The sequence below is a fragment of the Rahnella laticis genome, assembly GCF_015644585.1.
GTDB classification, from domain to species: domain Bacteria; phylum Pseudomonadota; class Gammaproteobacteria; order Enterobacterales; family Enterobacteriaceae; genus Rahnella; species Rahnella laticis.
Map to the genome: position 1 here is coordinate 34,897 of NZ_JADOBI010000002.1, position 15,711 is coordinate 50,607.

Annotated in this window: 18 protein-coding genes; 3 read left to right on the top strand and 15 right to left on the bottom strand. The window is 55.4% G+C overall.

The genetic code is table 11. The features are described 5' to 3' along the window. Positions 1-33: 33 nt before the first annotated feature. Positions 34-918, top strand: coding sequence for a LysR family transcriptional regulator (locus tag IV433_RS03370; protein ID WP_195813007.1), 885 nt, complete (start codon positions 34-36; stop codon positions 916-918). A gap of 30 nt (positions 919-948) precedes the next feature. On the opposite strand, the gene lafU is transcribed toward IV433_RS03370, so the two are convergent. The 9 genes from lafU to IV433_RS03415 form a co-directional block, all read right to left on the bottom strand. Continuing rightward, the gene (gene lafU, locus IV433_RS03375; protein ID WP_195813008.1) at positions 949-1,881 is read right to left on the bottom strand and encodes a putative lateral flagellar export/assembly protein LafU; all 933 of its coding nucleotides are present in this window, start codon (positions 1,879-1,881) and stop codon (positions 949-951) included. After that, the gene (gene motA / locus IV433_RS03380) at positions 1,878-2,744 is read right to left on the bottom strand and encodes a flagellar motor stator protein MotA (RefSeq protein WP_195813009.1); all 867 of its coding nucleotides are present in this window, start codon (positions 2,742-2,744) and stop codon (positions 1,878-1,880) included. Before motA ends, lafU begins: the two co-directional genes overlap by 4 nt. Positions 2,745-2,765: 21 nt before the next feature. Beyond that, a complete protein-coding gene (locus IV433_RS03385; protein ID WP_195813010.1) occupies positions 2,766-3,461 on the bottom strand; it encodes a FliA/WhiG family RNA polymerase sigma factor in 696 nt (231 codons plus the stop codon). A 6-nt stretch (positions 3,462-3,467) separates the two neighbouring features. After that, complete coding sequence (locus IV433_RS03390; RefSeq protein WP_195813011.1) at positions 3,468-3,935, bottom strand: flagellar basal body-associated FliL family protein; 468 nt, start codon at positions 3,933-3,935, stop codon at positions 3,468-3,470. A 19-nt stretch (positions 3,936-3,954) separates the two neighbouring features. After that, a complete protein-coding gene (locus IV433_RS03395; RefSeq protein WP_229893193.1) occupies positions 3,955-5,037 on the bottom strand; it encodes a flagellar hook-length control protein FliK in 1,083 nt (360 codons plus the stop codon). Beyond that, positions 5,038-5,340: a flagellar protein FliT gene (locus IV433_RS03400; protein ID WP_195813012.1), complete on the bottom strand. Its 303-nt coding sequence runs from the start codon at positions 5,338-5,340 to the stop codon at positions 5,038-5,040. It lies immediately after the preceding gene. Then, positions 5,333-5,728 carry a flagellar export chaperone FliS gene (gene fliS, locus IV433_RS03405; protein WP_195813013.1) on the bottom strand — a complete coding sequence of 132 codons (396 nt, stop codon included), beginning with the start codon at positions 5,726-5,728 and terminating at the stop codon, positions 5,333-5,335. The genes IV433_RS03400 and fliS overlap by 8 nt, the downstream gene beginning before the upstream one ends. A gap of 51 nt (positions 5,729-5,779) precedes the next feature. Further along, complete coding sequence (fliD, locus tag IV433_RS03410) at positions 5,780-7,093, bottom strand: flagellar filament capping protein FliD (RefSeq protein WP_195813014.1); 1,314 nt, start codon at positions 7,091-7,093, stop codon at positions 5,780-5,782. 208 nt (positions 7,094-7,301) lie between these two features. Beyond that, positions 7,302-8,144 (bottom strand): flagellin N-terminal helical domain-containing protein, encoded by an 843-nt coding sequence (locus IV433_RS03415; RefSeq protein WP_195813015.1) that lies wholly within the window; start codon positions 8,142-8,144, stop codon positions 7,302-7,304. Between the two features lie 635 nt (positions 8,145-8,779). Here IV433_RS03415 and IV433_RS03420 point away from each other — a divergent pair. Beyond that, a complete protein-coding gene (locus IV433_RS03420) occupies positions 8,780-9,703 on the top strand; it encodes a winged helix-turn-helix domain-containing protein (RefSeq protein ID WP_195813016.1) in 924 nt (307 codons plus the stop codon). After that, a complete protein-coding gene (locus tag IV433_RS03425; protein ID WP_195813017.1) occupies positions 9,678-10,136 on the top strand; it encodes a hypothetical protein in 459 nt (152 codons plus the stop codon). The genes IV433_RS03420 and IV433_RS03425 overlap by 26 nt, the downstream gene beginning before the upstream one ends. A gap of 11 nt (positions 10,137-10,147) precedes the next feature. Here IV433_RS03425 and IV433_RS03430 read toward each other — a convergent pair whose 3' ends face one another. The 6 genes from IV433_RS03430 to flgH all read right to left on the bottom strand — a co-directional run bounded on the left by IV433_RS03430 (position 10,148) and on the right by flgH (position 15,710). Beyond that, on the bottom strand, positions 10,148-11,194 hold the full coding sequence (locus IV433_RS03430; RefSeq protein WP_195813018.1) for a hypothetical protein: 1,047 nt from the start codon (positions 11,192-11,194) through the stop codon (positions 10,148-10,150). 21 nt (positions 11,195-11,215) lie between these two features. Then, positions 11,216-12,133: a flagellar hook-associated protein FlgL gene (gene flgL, locus IV433_RS03435; protein ID WP_195813019.1), complete on the bottom strand. Its 918-nt coding sequence runs from the start codon at positions 12,131-12,133 to the stop codon at positions 11,216-11,218. A gap of 21 nt (positions 12,134-12,154) precedes the next feature. After that, positions 12,155-13,525 carry a flagellar hook-associated protein FlgK gene (flgK, locus tag IV433_RS03440; protein WP_195813020.1) on the bottom strand — a complete coding sequence of 457 codons (1,371 nt, stop codon included), beginning with the start codon at positions 13,523-13,525 and terminating at the stop codon, positions 12,155-12,157. Between the two features lie 63 nt (positions 13,526-13,588). Beyond that, the gene (locus IV433_RS03445; protein WP_195813021.1) at positions 13,589-13,897 is read right to left on the bottom strand and encodes a rod-binding protein; all 309 of its coding nucleotides are present in this window, start codon (positions 13,895-13,897) and stop codon (positions 13,589-13,591) included. 14 nt (positions 13,898-13,911) lie between these two features. Continuing rightward, complete coding sequence (locus IV433_RS03450; RefSeq protein ID WP_229893236.1) at positions 13,912-14,994, bottom strand: flagellar basal body P-ring protein FlgI; 1,083 nt, start codon at positions 14,992-14,994, stop codon at positions 13,912-13,914. Between the two features lie 53 nt (positions 14,995-15,047). Continuing rightward, complete coding sequence (gene flgH / locus IV433_RS03455) at positions 15,048-15,710, bottom strand: flagellar basal body L-ring protein FlgH (RefSeq protein WP_195813022.1); 663 nt, start codon at positions 15,708-15,710, stop codon at positions 15,048-15,050. Between the last annotated feature and the right edge of the window lies 1 nt (position 15,711).

Genomic DNA, 15,711 nt, shown 5'->3' on the forward strand with positions numbered 1-15,711 from the left:
GTCAAAATAATTTTGACAATAAAAGGCTTCGGCATGCTGAATTTACAACGTCTGGAAATTTTCGTGGCAGTGGTGACGGCGGGGAGTTTTACCGGCGCAGCGGCAACGCTCGGGCTGACCAAAGCGGTGGTGAGTTTTAACGTGAAGCAGTTGGAAAACGAAACCGGCGTCGCGCTGCTGACCCGCAGCACGCGGCGTCTGGCGCTGACCGATTCCGGCGAACGCTTTTACGAACGTTGCCGGATTTTATTGCAGGACGCGGAGTCGGTGCTCGACGATGTGCGGCGCGATCACGGCGGGCTGAGCGGTCAGTTGCGGATCACCAGTACGCCGGAATATGGCGTGCGGGTGGTGGTTCCGGCGCTGGCCGCGTTTGCAGCGCTGCATCCACAATTGCGCATTCAGCATGTCGCCTCATCGCATCACGACGACCTGATTTCAGGCCGGTTCGATCTGGCGATCCGCCTTGGTCAGCTGGCAGATTCCAGCCATCATGCCGCCACGCTGGGCAGTTTCGGCATACTGCCGGTGGCGTCTCCGGCGTTTTTATGCAGGCACGGCGACATCGGTAATCTGCAACAACTGGCACAAGCAAAGTGGATTGCCCACAGCCGTCTGCCGTGGCCGGTGAGCTGGCCCGTGACGTCACCACTGGGAGAACAAACGCTGTTTCGCGTCACCACGCCGCCGGTCGTGACCGCCGATAATGCATCATCGCTGCTGGCGTTCGCCCTGCACGGCACCGGTGTCGCATTGCTGCCGGACTGGCTCGTTCAGCCCGAAATCAACGCGGGCCGCCTGCGCCATTTGCTGCCCGATCATCGTTTTCCGCCGCAGGGAATTTTTGCGCTCTACCCCAACACCCGCCACGTTCCCGAGAAAGTACGGCGGTTTATTGATCACTTACGCGCGCAGTGAATGCCGGGAGGGAGACTCACCCTTACGCGGTTACGGCTTTTTGCCGTCCGCTTCCAGCCGTTCAGTGATCGGCTTCACCACTTTCTCGCCGTGATAACCGTAGAACTGGAATAATGTGTCGGCAGCGGCTTTGGTCAGAACGGTAATTTCAATGCGGCGGTTTGCCGCGCTCTCCGGATTTTCCGGGTCAAGCAGCATGCGGTCAGCCATCGAACTCACCTGAATCACCCGCGCCTGATCCAGCCCGCCACCTTCCAGTGCACGGCGCGCCACCAGGGCGCGGTCACCGGAGAGATTCCAGTTGTTGTAACGCTCCTGATCGCGGAACCGCACCGCATCGGTATGGCCGGTAATGATGATCTGGTTATCCAGTTTATTAAATACCGGCGCCAGCTCGGTCAGCAGGCGGCCAAAGAATGGCGTAAGCGTGGAACTTCCGCGCTCAAACATCGCTTTCTGGCGGTCGTCCTGCAACAGAATGCGCAGCCCCTGCGGGATCACTTCGATTTTCAGGTTGGCCTGTGCGTTATTTTCCGCCGTGATTTTTTCAATCACCGCCGTCAGTTCTTCCATTTCAATATGCGAACGGTTCATGACGCTGTCGAGGGATTCACCGCCGTCTGCGTCTTTGCCGCGTGGATCGTTCGGATTCTGCGCGGCACTGGCGTCGGTCACCGGTTGTGCGGTGCCGATCAGTTTGCCGCCGCCGCTGGCGCTTTCCATATCAATCGGGTCAAAAACCGTGCTGCTGAAAATCGACTGGCTGTTGATCTGCGCGACGATTTCTTTGCGTTCTTCTTCACTCACGGAACCGACAATCCACAGCACCATGAACAGCGCCATCATGGCCAGCGTAAAGTCTGCAAACGCCACTTTCCAGGCACCGCCGTGAACCCCGGAATGCCCCTTGCGCGAACCCCGCTTGATGATCGTTGTGTTGTGGGTATTTTTCGACGATCTCATGCCTCATCTTCCGCCATCTGGTTAACCCAGCCGTCAAGCGTTGCAAAGGTCGGTTTGCTGACAAGCGGCAGCATTTTGCGTCCGGAATCCACGGACAGCAGAGTCGGTTTTCCGGCGACGTGATTCACCAGCACCATACGCACACATTCCAGCACCGACATCCGGCTTTTACTGCGCTGTTCCATGGCATTCGCCAGCGGATCCAGCAGGCAATAACAGAAGAAAACGCCGAGGAATGTCCCGATCAGCGCCGCAGCCACTTTCACCCCGATCAGCGCGATGGAACCGTCAATCGACTGCATGGTAATGATGATACCGAGCACTGCCGCGCAGATACCAAATCCCGGCATGGCTTCTGCGGTACGTTGCAGGGAGCGCGAAGGCACCAGCAATTCTTCTTCTACGGCTTCCAGTTCCTGTTCGAGGATCCCTTCCAGCTCATGTTCGTTGATTTTACCCATCGCCATCAGGCGGAAGTTATCCGCAATAAACGTGATGAGTGCTTTATCACGCAGGATCAGCGGGTATTTCTGAAACAACGGGCTGTTCTCCGGCACTTCAATGTGCTCATCCAGCGTCTTCAGGCCGCCTTCCTGCACCAGTTCCAGCAATTCATACAGCAGGATCAGCAGCTGCCGCTGGAACTCGTCGGTGTATTCATTTTTGCGCATCGCACCTTTGACCTGCTGGCACATTTCCCGCAGGACGTGCTTAGGGTTGGCGATAACCATCGCCCCGATGCCCGCGCCGAGAATGATCAGGATTTCACCCGGTTGCCAGAACGACGCCAGTTGCCCGCCGGACATAATGTATCCGCCAACGACGCTGAACAGCACGATGAGCAGACCTAGAATTTTTTGCATAATCTTTCCGTATAAATCTGATTAGTTGAAACAGAGGCGAATTTTTTCGCTGATCTTTTTATTGAGCTGGCAAACTCTCGCTTCAGTCAGTTCGAGCACCAGCGCGATTTCCTTCAGACTCAGTTCCTGCTGGTAATACAGCGCCAGAATCATCTGTTCGCGCGAGTCCAGCTGGCTGATGGCGTAGGCGAGCATACGGCTGGTATGCACGTCGTCCTCCAGCGCCCGGCCCTGCAAGGCCGCGGGTGCAAAATCCCCCACCGCCAGCAGGTTATCGAGGCTTTCCATCGTGCCCGCGCTGTCGAGTTGCAGGTATTCCTGATACTCATCCGTAGACAGCTCAAGGTGCAGGCGGATTTCTTCTTCCTGCGGTTCGCGCCCGAGCGTGCGGCTCAGAGTACGCAGCGCATCGCTGATTTTGTGCGTTTTCTGCCGCAGGCGGCGCGGACGCCAGTCGTGCAGACGAAGCTCGTCAAGCACCGCGCCACGGATACGCAGCGCGGCATAACCGGCGAACATTTCGTCAGGCGCACCGTAACGACGCAGCGCTTCCAGCAATCCCATCAGCGCTATCTGTTCCATGTCATCACGGTCAATGACCGCATCCGCCTGCGGTGCCAGCTGGCGCACCACGCGTCTGACCAGCGGCAGCCAGTCCTTCATGTACTGACTTTCCTGACCGGGCGTCAGCACTACGCTTTCGATAAATTCACTCATTGCGGATTACTGGAACACCAGCTTGCTGATGATGACTTTCTCAAACGGCAGGGATCTGTCATTGCGTTCAAACGATTTCTGGTAGTTTTCCATCAGCAGTTCGCGGATTTCACCGACGGACAAATTACGCGCTTCGGCGTAGGTCATCGCCGACAACACATCCACCGTGGTGCCGCGGATCACCGGAATGTAATTCTCTACCCGTTTCTTCTGCTGTTCGCCAGCCGTACCCAGCCCCAGCTCGAGCAGCAGATAACGCTCACGCCCCTGATCGTTTTTCAGCGTCACCACCAGGTTTTTAATCTCGACGAACTCCATGTCGTCTTTTTCCTGCGCGCTGCGACTGAGCATTGAACGAACCGGGCCGTCCGGTTTGTCGTTAAGCCAGGCATTGCCAAAAACCACCAAACCGGCGGTCATGACCGCGGCGAACATAGCCAGAAGCAGGCCAAGTAAAAAAGTCTTTAAAGTCATGATGTCATTACCCTGTTGGTCAGACTGTCGTCAGTATTGACGTGTCGAGCGGCTTCACAGACGACATGTCATCGGCGCGACTGCGCGCAGCCGGGGCGATATCCGCCAGATTTGCGGGCTGGTACGGCGTCTGCGACGGGTGTTGTCCCTGCTGCTGCGATGACTGCTGCTGAGACGAAATATTGACCTGCACCTGCAGGTTGTTTTGCGCAGTCAGCGACTGGCGCAGTTCATGGCTGACCTGTTGCAGGGCGCGCGCGACTTCCGGCTGTCCGGCCTGGATCTGCACCTGTAATTTGTTGGCATCCAGTTGCAGCGAGATCTCAATTTTGCCCAGCTCGGGCGGATCCAGACGGATGGTGGCGTGCTGAACGCGGTTATCGAGTTGCAGCTGTAACCGCTCGCCCAGAACCTGACGTAATTTTTCGCCCTGGATCTGCGTGCCGTCGGTGATATTCATCGGCATATTTACGGCTCTGGAAGCAGCTTCAGAACGACCCTGCGTGATGTCCGGCGGGTTATGCGCGGTCTGGAAACTGGCGGGCAATACGCCTGCAGGCTGTTGCTGCGTTCCCGGCGTTAGCACCGGTTTTTCTGCACCTTCCTGACGCTGTGCCAGTGAGATCAGCGCGGGCGACATCGCCAGCGGCTTGAGGGTGTTTTGCGCGCCCGGCTGAGACAGGCTTTCAGCCACGCTGGCCGCCGTTGCCAGCGCCGCAGAAGTTTGTGCGCGGGGGGTTTTAGTTTCGGCCGTAACCGGCATCACAGAGGGTTCAATACCCGCAGGCAGAACCCGTGTTGCCTGTTCCGTGGCCGCGATTTCGACAGGAGCGACGGGTGCTACCGGCGTTTCCTGCGGAACCAGGAAATTCAGCAGTTGTGCCAGTTGTTCTGCCACGTCGTCAGGCAACTGCGTGTCGGTTTCTGACGATGTGGGTGCAGACTCGTCCGGACCGCCACCAGCAGAAACGGCAATCAGCGGAAGTTCTGGCATCACAAAACTGGCCGCGTCAGAAGCCGTCCCTTGTGCCGGTAACGCCAGCGTCTCAGGCAGTGCTGAGCCGGTCACTGGCGGGAAATTCATCGGTTGCAAAGGGATCAATTACAGTTCCTCTTCCTGAGAAAATAAGGCGTACGCCTGACGTCCGTCACGCTGGCTCTGGTGCTGGCGCATCTTTTCTTCCAGCTCCGTCCGGCGGGTCTCGCAAACGCGATACATCTGCCGGTGATGCTGTTGCAGCGCCTGTAATGCCTGACGCTTTTCCTGCGTAAGCGGCGAAGCGGCCATTGCGTGCAGCAGCCGGGCAATGGCCCGGTCTGCCTGTTGTAAACGCGGCCAGTCCTGTGCTTCGACCGCCTGCGTTAACGCCTGCCCGAGCTGGCGGATGAGCTGAAGATCATCCATTCAGCTTGCCCATCCCTTCCCAGCCTTCGCGGATATTGCCCAAGATTTGCGCGACTTCGTCGATCATTTCCACAGACAGTTTGTCGCTGGCGTCATACAGGCGGTAAACGCTGTAGTCATAAATGCCTGCCAGTTGCAGCGCCAGATCGCCGCCCCGGTCGTAGTCGAGTGCGCTGGTCAGGGCGTTCAGAATGTCGATACATTTGTTAATGCTCTGCGCCTTTTTCTCGAAACGTTTGGCTTCGATATGGCTGCGCGCGCGCACCAGTTCATCCATCAGGCCGTTGAACAGCATCAGGACCAGCTGGTGCGGCGTGGCGGCGGCGGTCTGAATTGCCAGATCCGCATCCTGATAGTGGTGATAATCGTTTTGGGTATTTCCGTACATAAGCTTCTCCGTCAGCTCCCTGCGGTTCTCTGGCCTGCGCGTGAATGCGTTTTAGACGATCCCGAACATGCTCATGGTGTTGTTCATTTGTGTCATGACGTTCTGCAACTGCGTGAATTGCTTCAGATAACGGTTGTAGGCCGTGTCATAACGGGTATTAATCTGGTCGGCTTTATCGGTCAGCTGGCTTTCTTTGCGATCCAGCGTGTCCTGACGCATTTTCAGCATCCCGTTGGTGTTGTTCAGATAGCCGTCCATCGCCTTATCCATGCCTTTGATCAGACCGTCGTTGCCGTTAAACAGCGCCGTCAGGCTGGCCGGATCTTCCGCCAGAGCATCTTTAAATTTGTCATTGTCGAGCGTCAGCTTGCCGTCTTTGTCTGCCGTGATGCCGAAATCGGTGATGCGTTTACCATTGAATTCGGTACGTAGCATCGAATTCATCTGCTGGGACAGCGAACTGATCCCGGCGTCACCGGCAAACGCGCCGCGTTCTTTACCGCCAGCGCCGCTTTGCGTCAGGGTATCGAGCTGTGTGCGCAGATTGTTGTACGCATCGATAAACGACTGAACCTGCGCCGTGGTTTCGGTCTGGTCAGTGCCGATACGCAGCTGCAACGGCGTTTCTCCGGCTTTTTGTTCAGCGGTCACTTCCAGCGTGACGCCCTGAATCAGTTCGCTAAACGTGTTGCTGCTGCTGCGCATTTCCGGGCCGTTCTCGTTGCCCATGCGCACAATCGCGTCTTTCGCTTCAGTCATGACACTTTGCTGCAACGCATCTGCACCGGTGCCGGTAATGCCGCTGGTATCGAGCGTGACCGCATTTTTCTCGCCGGTTTCGTTACTGCTCAGCAATAACGTGACTTTCCCTTCAGAGCGCATCAGTGACGCCGTCACGCCGGGGTTGTCATCGCTGCCGTTGATGGCGCTGGCCAGTTCGCCCAGCGTGCTGACGGAATCCATATCCACTGACAACGTTTCGCCATTGATGGTGATATCCATCATGCCGCTGGCGTTTTTCACTTCGTCATCGCTCAGGTTTTCAAACGCGGTCTGGCTCGACGACGCCGTCTGCTGAACAAAGATGTTGTAGGAACCTTTCGACGCGCTGGAATTCGCCGTCGCCGTCAGATAGCCCTCTTTGCTCACCGTCGCGCTGTTTTTCAACATGCCGCTGTCGGCTTTGTTCATCGCCGTCAGCGCCGTGCGGAAATCGGTCATGGCAGATTTCAGGGCGGACAGCGCCGCCTGCTGAGTTTTCAGTGTGCCCTGCTGGGTTTTCAGGGCGGACTGCAACGCCATGACGTCGTACTGCGCCATCTGCTGCGCCATGGTTTGCGGGTCCAGACTTAATAAATCGCTCATCATTCACCTCATTGAGTTAAACGTATTTAGCAAAAGGCATGCCAACTTTTAATTTGTTGTTTTTACTGTAATTTTTTATTTGATGGGAAGGGAAACTTCCGCCCCGCTCCCCGCAGGCGGAAGGGAAAAGTGTCACCTGCATTTTCCGTACGGCTGATAGCAAAACACCGCCTTTCAGCGGTGTTTTGTTGGTGCGGGAGAAGCAGGATTAGCCCAGCAGGGACATCACCATACCGCTCATGCTGTTGGACTGTTTCAGCATGGACATACTGGTTTGCGCCAGCATCTGGTTGCGGGTCATGGAAGACGCTTCGGAAGCGAAGTCAGCATCCTGGATGTTGCCCAGCGCCAGATTAGTGTTGTCCTGCATGTTTGCCAGGTTCGCCGCGGTGTGACCCAGACGGTTGATGTTGGCACCCAGGCTTGAACGCATGCTGCCCACGGTATCCAGTGCATCCTGAATCTGGGTGATAGCCGCGTTGCTGCCTGAAGCCGTCGCATTCAGGGTCAGACCGGAAACGGTGGTCATTGCGCCGCTGACCGCAGTCAGGGAAGTTTTCAGATCCAGTTTCAGGGTTTCGCCGGAGCTTGAACCGATCTGGAAGCTCATAGAATTGGACAGTTTGCCGCTTGCGCTCAGCAGTTTTTCGCCGCCGTAAGAGGTGTTGCTCATGATGTTGTCCAGTTCTTTATTCAGCTCGCTGTACTCAGCCTGCAGTGAATCACGGTCTTTCTGGGTGTTCGTGTCATTCGCAGACTGTGTTGCCAGGTCTTTCATACGATAAAGGATGTTAGTCACTTCATCGAAAGAACCTTCAGCCGTTTGCAGCATCGCGGTAGCATCAGAAATGTTGCGCTTAGCCACGGTCATACCGTTTGATTGCCCTTGCAGACGGGTAGCGATTTGCAGGCCAGCTGCGTCATCTGCCGCAGAGTTAATACGTTTACCGGTACCCAGACGTTCCATTGCAGTGCTCAGCATGCTGTTGGATTTGTTCAGGGCGTTGGTGGAAGCCATGGATGAAGCACTGGTGAAAATAGATAAAGACATGGGTCAATCTCCTTGGTAGTCAATCTTGTGAGCCTGTCCATCAGACTCATTCGCTAGTACCAGTGATAAACGACACCTGTATTTCAGTAATTAAATCGAAAATGAAAAAAAAGTGATTTTTTTATTTTTGGAGGACGTAAATACATTCCTTCTTTATACAAAGACACTGCCACTGTTTAATTAACCCGAAGGGGTTATAAGCGACACAATACGTCGGTTTCTAAACACCATGAGAAAATATTATTACCGGACTGAAATGATTCTCGTTTACTCTATAACAAGAATATTCCTAAACCTGGCGAGTTCCGGGCAACCTACCGGATGTGAAAATAATCACATCAGTTGTTGCGATTATTTAACTATTATTAAAACCATAAACTACAATAAATACATACAGATAAACATTAACCCTGCAAATTGAGGTACTACTTATCTGAAAAATATTGATCTGAACCAGTGTTCTCTTAAGCCAAACAAGCAAGAATGCGCACACGCCAGACAGAGAAAAATCCGATTAAAATTACGATATGCGGGTTAATCAGTGTTTATTGTTATGTCAGCCGGTTAACCTGCAATTTTATTAACCCGCTATTTTCCGGATATTATCGGGTTAGAAATCAAGACAATTGAGTGATATGGAACCTTCCGAATGCACCATTAACCACTGGCGGCTGGATATAGCGTCTGCATCCCTGATCCATCAGATTACGGGAGAGCAACGCCGCCTGGGTGAATATCAGTTAAGATTATTAACCGTTTTTATCGAGCACGCCGGCGAAATACTTTCGCGCGATCAGCTGACGCAATGGGTTTGGGCACGCCGGATTATTGGTAATAACTCACTGCCCAATGCGGTTCATGCCCTGCGCGTTGCGCTGGAAGATGACGGTAAACAGCAACGCATCATCAAAACGATCACGCGAAAGGGCTACATTCTCGAAGCAGAATTTTGTCAGCCACTGGAAAAAGCGCCTGAGCCCCTGCCGGTTGTGGCTGAAAAACTTCAGGCAGAACCAGAAATCACACCAGAACGTTTACCGGAAAGGGAAGAAACACCGGTTCCGGTGCCGGTGGAGCGGGCGATTCCAGTGACAAAAGCGCGGGCGACCGCTTCTCAGTGGCAGAAAACCGGCATGATTATTCTGATCACCGCGCTGACGACGCTGCTGCTTGGCTGGGGATGGAAAACCTGGCTGATGAAAGAGGACGATGCGGTGGTGATGCGCAGCATTGAGGAGAATGTTTACAGCAATATCCGGATTTTCGAACTGGCGGACAGCCAGGCGTTTGAAGAATCGAAGGACGACCTGCATTTTCGTCTGAAAAACACGCTGTACCGGATTAACCAGACGCTGAAAGGCCGCAGCATCCATATGCAGATTTATTATCACCTGTCCGAAATGGTGCTCAATTACACCATTGTGCTGAGCAACAGTTGTGGAAAACGTCAGCTGGCGATGAATGTTTACCAGTGGCGGCTCAACGCAGACCAGCTGAACTCCCTGATCTATCGTGAAACGGAACGAAAATTAAATGAAATGGATGTTTGCGCTAGCTAGTGCGCTGATGGTTTCTCTTCTGGCGATGTGGATGGTCACGCACGCTCACGAAAACAGGCCTTCAGAGCTGGTTTTTAATCGCAAGGATTTTCAAAATCAAAACTTGCAACTGGGCTATTACGACCTGCTGGCAGAGAGAAGAGAACTGTACGATCCGCATTTTGAGAACCGCAGCGGCACCCTGCTGATGACGCTGACCAGCCCCGATGACAATCATTTTGTGGCAAAAGGAAAGCTGATTAAACGCGAAGATGTGCGAAAGGGAATGGCATTCAACTATCAGCCCATTTTCAACTCTAATCCGGGTGGCGGGCTGATTGTGAATAACTCGCTAAAATATATGACGACAAATGTGGTTTCCGTCACCACGCTGAAAATCGACAACACCGAACTGCTGATTGCCCACAACGGGCTGATTCTGTACAGCGAATAACGCCTGAATAATCAGGCGTCTTTCACCGCCGATAACACATTCCTCACCGTCAGCGCATGCACATTTGCCTGCGCGCCGACCGCCGTGGCGAGCGCTGCATAGGTTTCAGAAGATTCATTGAGCTGCGAACCCAGACGCGCGGAGATCTTTTCCGCGCTGCCCTTTGGCGCATAGGTCGCCATGCTGTCAATGCGCTGGCGCACTGAGGCTTTGCTGGTTTTCAGCTGTGAACGCTGGTGGGTGATTTCTTCCAGCGAATTCTGCAATTGTGGCAGATAGTTGCCTGCTCTGGCCGGTTCAGCAACGACTGCCGCGACCACATCCTCCAGCGACATTTCTGCCTGCGGGCGCAGCGGAACAAACTGCCCCTGAGGAAAACGCTCCCCTTCCCCCTGCACGCTCAGATGCTGACTGACGCGCGACCATTGCGATTCTTCGACGCGAAACTGCACCTGTTGCTGACGCGTGGTGGCATGAATGCCCCACTGCCCGAGCGCCTGATTCAGCCGCAGCACCGAATTATTGCTGCTGGCGTCCTGACCCAGCGACACCGCACTCAGCTCACGGCGATTGCCTGCCAGCGAGAACATCAGCGTTTCGCTGTTGCCGCTGTTCACCAGCGCGTCGCTGTTGCGCAGCCCGAAGTTCACCTGCGCTTTGCCTGTCAGTGAAACCTGCATATTCCGGTCAACGGTTCCGGCGGAAAGAGACTGACGAGCGCCCAGGACTTTTTTCAGCGACATCGCCTGCGCCTGGATTTCACCGCTGCCTGCCCGACCTGAAACGCTGTGGCAAAGTTTAAGTAACTGCTTTTCCGTGGTTTGCAGGAAATTTTCCGCCTGCTGGACGGAAGTCAGCTGGTCATTGAGCTGAACGTTGTAACGCAGCGGCTGCGAAGACAAACGTGGTGCATCGGGAAAGGCGTTCTGACGCGCCGTCTGTGGCGTCGGGTTGATCAGCGCAGACGAGCTGACAGGCCGCGCCTGCCCCGCAGCACCGCCCGAAAGCGGCGACGGAGTCATAGTGAGAAGAGAAGAAGACTGGCGTTCTACCTGCATAATTTCAGTTCAGTTTGCGGTTTAAATAGCATTGAAAAGTGAAAGCTGTGAGAGCTGTGCGTAAACCTTATTGGCGGCCTGCGACGAGGCGTAGATCATATTGAAATCCACATACGCCTGAGCGGTGTCAGTATCCGATAACTCGCGGATCACCCCTTCGTTCGCCGTTTTGATGTCAGTGTGCGCATCGTCGAGCAGCGTAAGACGGTTCTGGCGGCCACCCAAATCAGTGAACAAACCGGAAACCGCGTCGGAGGTGGTTTTCACATCGCCGAGTAAAGCGTTCAGTTCATCCTGATAACTGTCCGGTGAACTCGCGGGATCCTGCATTTTCTTGCTGATATCATTGAGTTTATTGAGCAGAGCCAGCGGATCGCTGCCGTCCCCAAACGTCTGTGCCAGCGCGGTGTTTTCCACAATATCGACGCCATTGGCAACGGTGGTGCTGCGCGTACCTTCGTTGCCCTGATACACATATTTGCCGCTGGCCTCGTCGTAGATTACCGGCGGCTGATCATTTTTGGTACCGGCAAACAGGTAACGGCCATCTTCGTTACGGGCGTTGAGCGTGGCGAGCAGGTTATCGACCATGCTGTCCACTTTCTGCCCGAAACCTTCCATATCTGCCTGAGAATGAACGCCGTTGGCGGCGGAAAGCAGCGTATCCTGCACTTCCTGTAACTGGTCGCTGACCGCTTTGACATGCGCTTCTTGCACAGACAAACTGCCGGAAAGACGGCTGATATTGCTCTGGTACTGGTTGATGGCCGACTGTTCGCGGTTCATCTGAACCAGACGGGTGCTGGCGATCGGATCATCCGACGGCACGCCGATTTTGGTTTGCGTGGCCATTTGAGTCACCAGTTTGCTCATCTGGCTGCCGTTGGTATTCAGGTTTTGCAGCATGGTATTGGCCATGACCTGATTGGTAATTCGCATGATTTATCCCTCCCAGAGATATCAGAACAGCGCCAGCAGATCGGTGAAAATCTGATTGCCGGTGGAAATAACTTTCAGGTTCGCGTTGTAAGCCTGCGTGTATTGCATCAGGTTCATCGCCTCCTCTTCCTGACTGACGCCGCTGATCGACGCCCACTGGTTTTGCGTCTGGTTGAGCAAGGTGTTTGCGGCGGTCATCTCGGTTTGGTTCTGACGGCTGGTAATACCGATTTTGCTGATGATGCTGGCTGCCCCTTCGCTCAGGCTCATTTCGCCCATACCGGGGATGGTCACTTTCTGGTTTTTAATGTCGATCAGGGCTTTCAGGTTATCGCCATTTCCGGGCTCATCGTCTGCACCGGACAGTGCCAGCTCGCGCCAGTCGAGATCGTTAACCTGCAATATTCCGGCAGGATTTGACGGATCAAAACTGAACAGCGGTTTACCCGGATTGCCGTCAAGGTCAAAACCGGCGGCCAGCTGGTCGTTAAACGCATTCGCCAGCGCTTGTGCCATGCCATTGACCGACGCCTGCATTTCCGCCAGCGTGCCCGTTTCATAGTCATACAGCGCACCAAGCTGGCCGCCACAGGACATTGATGCCGGAAAAGTGGTGCCGGCAAAAGAGAGCGCCAGCTGCGGATTGCCTTCATCATCCACCGACATCGCCAGCGAACCGGAAGAACGTCCGCTCACCAGCGGCTGACCGGAGCTGAGCGTGACACTGTAACTGCCGTCGCCGCTTTCCGTCACGCGCACATCCGCCAGCCCGCTCAGCTCGCGCACCAGTTCGTCACGCTGATCGCGCAGAACGCTGGTGCTGCCGCCGGTCGATTCCAGCTCCATGATTTTCTGGTTGTAATCAGCGATATTGCCGCTCAGCGTATTAATGCTGTCGAGCGTGGTTTTCTGCTGATTGTGTAGATCTGAACGCTGCTTATTGATGAAATCGTTGGTGTTGTTAAAGCGTGTCGCCAGCGAGTTCGCTTCGGTAATCATCTGCTGGCGCAGTGCGGAGCTGTCCGGCTGCGTTGTCCCTTCGCTCAGTGCGGCAAAAAACGTATCCAGCCCGTTGCCCAGACTGGTGCTCGACGTTCCGAGCAGCGTTTCCAGCCCGCTGAGGTATTGCTGAGACATGCCGTAGTAGCCGCTGCTGCTGGTCGCGCGCCACACCTGCCCGGTGACAAACTGATCGTTCACCCTACGGATGGCCGTCGTTTCAACGCCATTTCCCGGCGTCATGCCCGCGTTTCCCATCGGGCCGATGGCGCTCAGTTCAACACGCTGGCGGCTGTAGCCCGGCGTAAACGCATTCGCGGTGTTCATCGCCGTGGCGTTGAGCTGTGCCTGTGCGGCCTGCGAGCCGCTAAAGCCAATGTTGATCATGTTCATAAGGGTTTCCTGCGCATTACGTTATCTCTCCTTGTAAAACGACTCAGTCGCGACATTTCTTAATCAGCCGCCCGACTTTTTATTCACCTGCGGCGACAGTTGCTGAATGAGCAGACTGGCAATACCGGTGCTGCGCTGGCTGGCAAGATTCTGCGCCAGTGCGTCGTCGTAGAAATCCCGCATATTGCGCGATTCCTTGCTGCTGAACATGCCGTCTTCGCCCGACAGCACGTCGGTGCTTTTACGCATTGACGCCAGCATGTTGCGTAAAAACAGCGCTTCAAACTGTTCAGCCGCCTGCTCCAGCCCCTGCGGGCGCGGAGTGCCGGTGAAATCCGGTGAAACAGTGCGTGGTCCGGTTGCATTAATCATCTGACTTTCCCTGGTTAAATCACGACAAGCTCGGCGTCGAGCGCACCGGCTTCATGCAGCGCCTGCAAGATAGCCATCGTGTCATCCGGCGATGCGCCCAGACTGTTGATGGTATTGACGATCGTCCGCAGGCTGGTGCCCGCCGGAACCGTCACCATTTGCGCTGCGCCCTGACTGACGCGCACGTCGCTTTCCGGTGTGACCACGGTCTGGCCGCCGCCAAACGGATTAGGCTGACTGACATTGCGGCTTTCGCGAATACTGACTGTCAGGTTGCCGTGCGATACCGCCGCTGCACGAACTACCACGCCTTCGCCTATCACTACCGTGCCGGTGCGGGCGTTGAAGACCACGCGCGGCGAGACTTTTCCGGCGTTGATCTGCACGTCTTCCAGCATCGACATAAACGCTACGCGCGCCCCGGCGTCCTGTGGCGCCTTGACGGCCACGTTGGTGGCGCTTTGCGCGGTGGCGGTATTGCTGCCAAACGCCTGATTCAGCGCCACGGCAATGTTATTGGCGGTTTTAAACCCCGGACGCTTCAGGTTCAGCATCACGATATTGTTCTGCTGAAAATCGCTCGGAATTTCCCGCTCGATGCTCGCACCGTTCGGCACCCGCCCCACGGTCGGCGTATTAATGGTGACGCTTGAACCGCTGTCACCTTCGGCTTTGATGCCGCCCACCACCACGTTGCCCTGCGCCAGCGCGTACACTTCGCCGTCGGCACCGTGAAGCTGGGTCAGCAGCAATGTGCCGCCGCGCAGGCTTTTCGCGTCGCCCATCGAAGACACGGTGACGTCGACGGTTTGCCCGCGTGCGTACATCGGCGGCAGGGTGGCGCTGATCGCCACGGCGGCGACGTTCTTCACTTTCGGATCGATTTTCGCCGGAAGCTGCACGCCAAACTGGCGCAACATGTTGGTCACGGACTGGCTGGTGAATTTCACCTGATTCCGGTCACCGGTGCCGTCGAGGCCGACCACGATGCTGTAACCGATCAGCTGGTTACCGCGCACGCCCTGAATATCTACCAGCGAACCGAGCGGTTGCGCTATGACCGCCGGAGCGGTCAGCATCCCGGTCAGCAGCGTCATCACCAGCGCGACAACGGACATTGTGATCTTGTGTCCCATCTTTAACTCCTGCATCAGATTGGGAATAACGGGTGGTTGAAGATTCTGGTCAGCCAGCCCGCCGTGTTGGCGTCGCTTAATGCGCCACGCCCTGAATAGGAAATCCGCGCGTTCGCAATGCGCTGCGATGACACGCTGTTGTCGCGTTCGATATCTTCGGAACGCACCATGCCGGTCACGCGCATGTATTCATCGCCCTGATTGAGCGTCAGCCATTTCTCGCCTTTGATAATCAGCACGCCGTTAGGCTGAACCTGATGGACAGCGACCGTGATCGCGCCGCGCAGCATGTTTTGTTGCTGAGACGTGGCGTTACCGTTGAAGTTACGGTCGCCCGATACCGAGCCACTCAGTTTGTCGTAGGTTTTACCAAAGACCGTCGGCGCGCCCAGTTCGACGTCATTACGTTTGCCGAAATTGGTTTTCGCCTGTTTGCTCGACTGGGTCGATTCTTCCAGCCTGACGGTCAGAATGTCACCCACGCGGTAAGCGCGACGGTCGGGCGTCAGCGCCCAGTTATAGTTTGTCTGATATAAACCGCCGCCGCTGACCTGCGGTGCCGGTTGCACCAGATTTTCCGGCGGTGCATAGGCCGCGTCGTCTTTCTGCGCTATCCAGGTCGGGCTTTCACAGCCGCTGAGCAGCAGGACGGCGACGAATATGAGCCCTGATTTCATT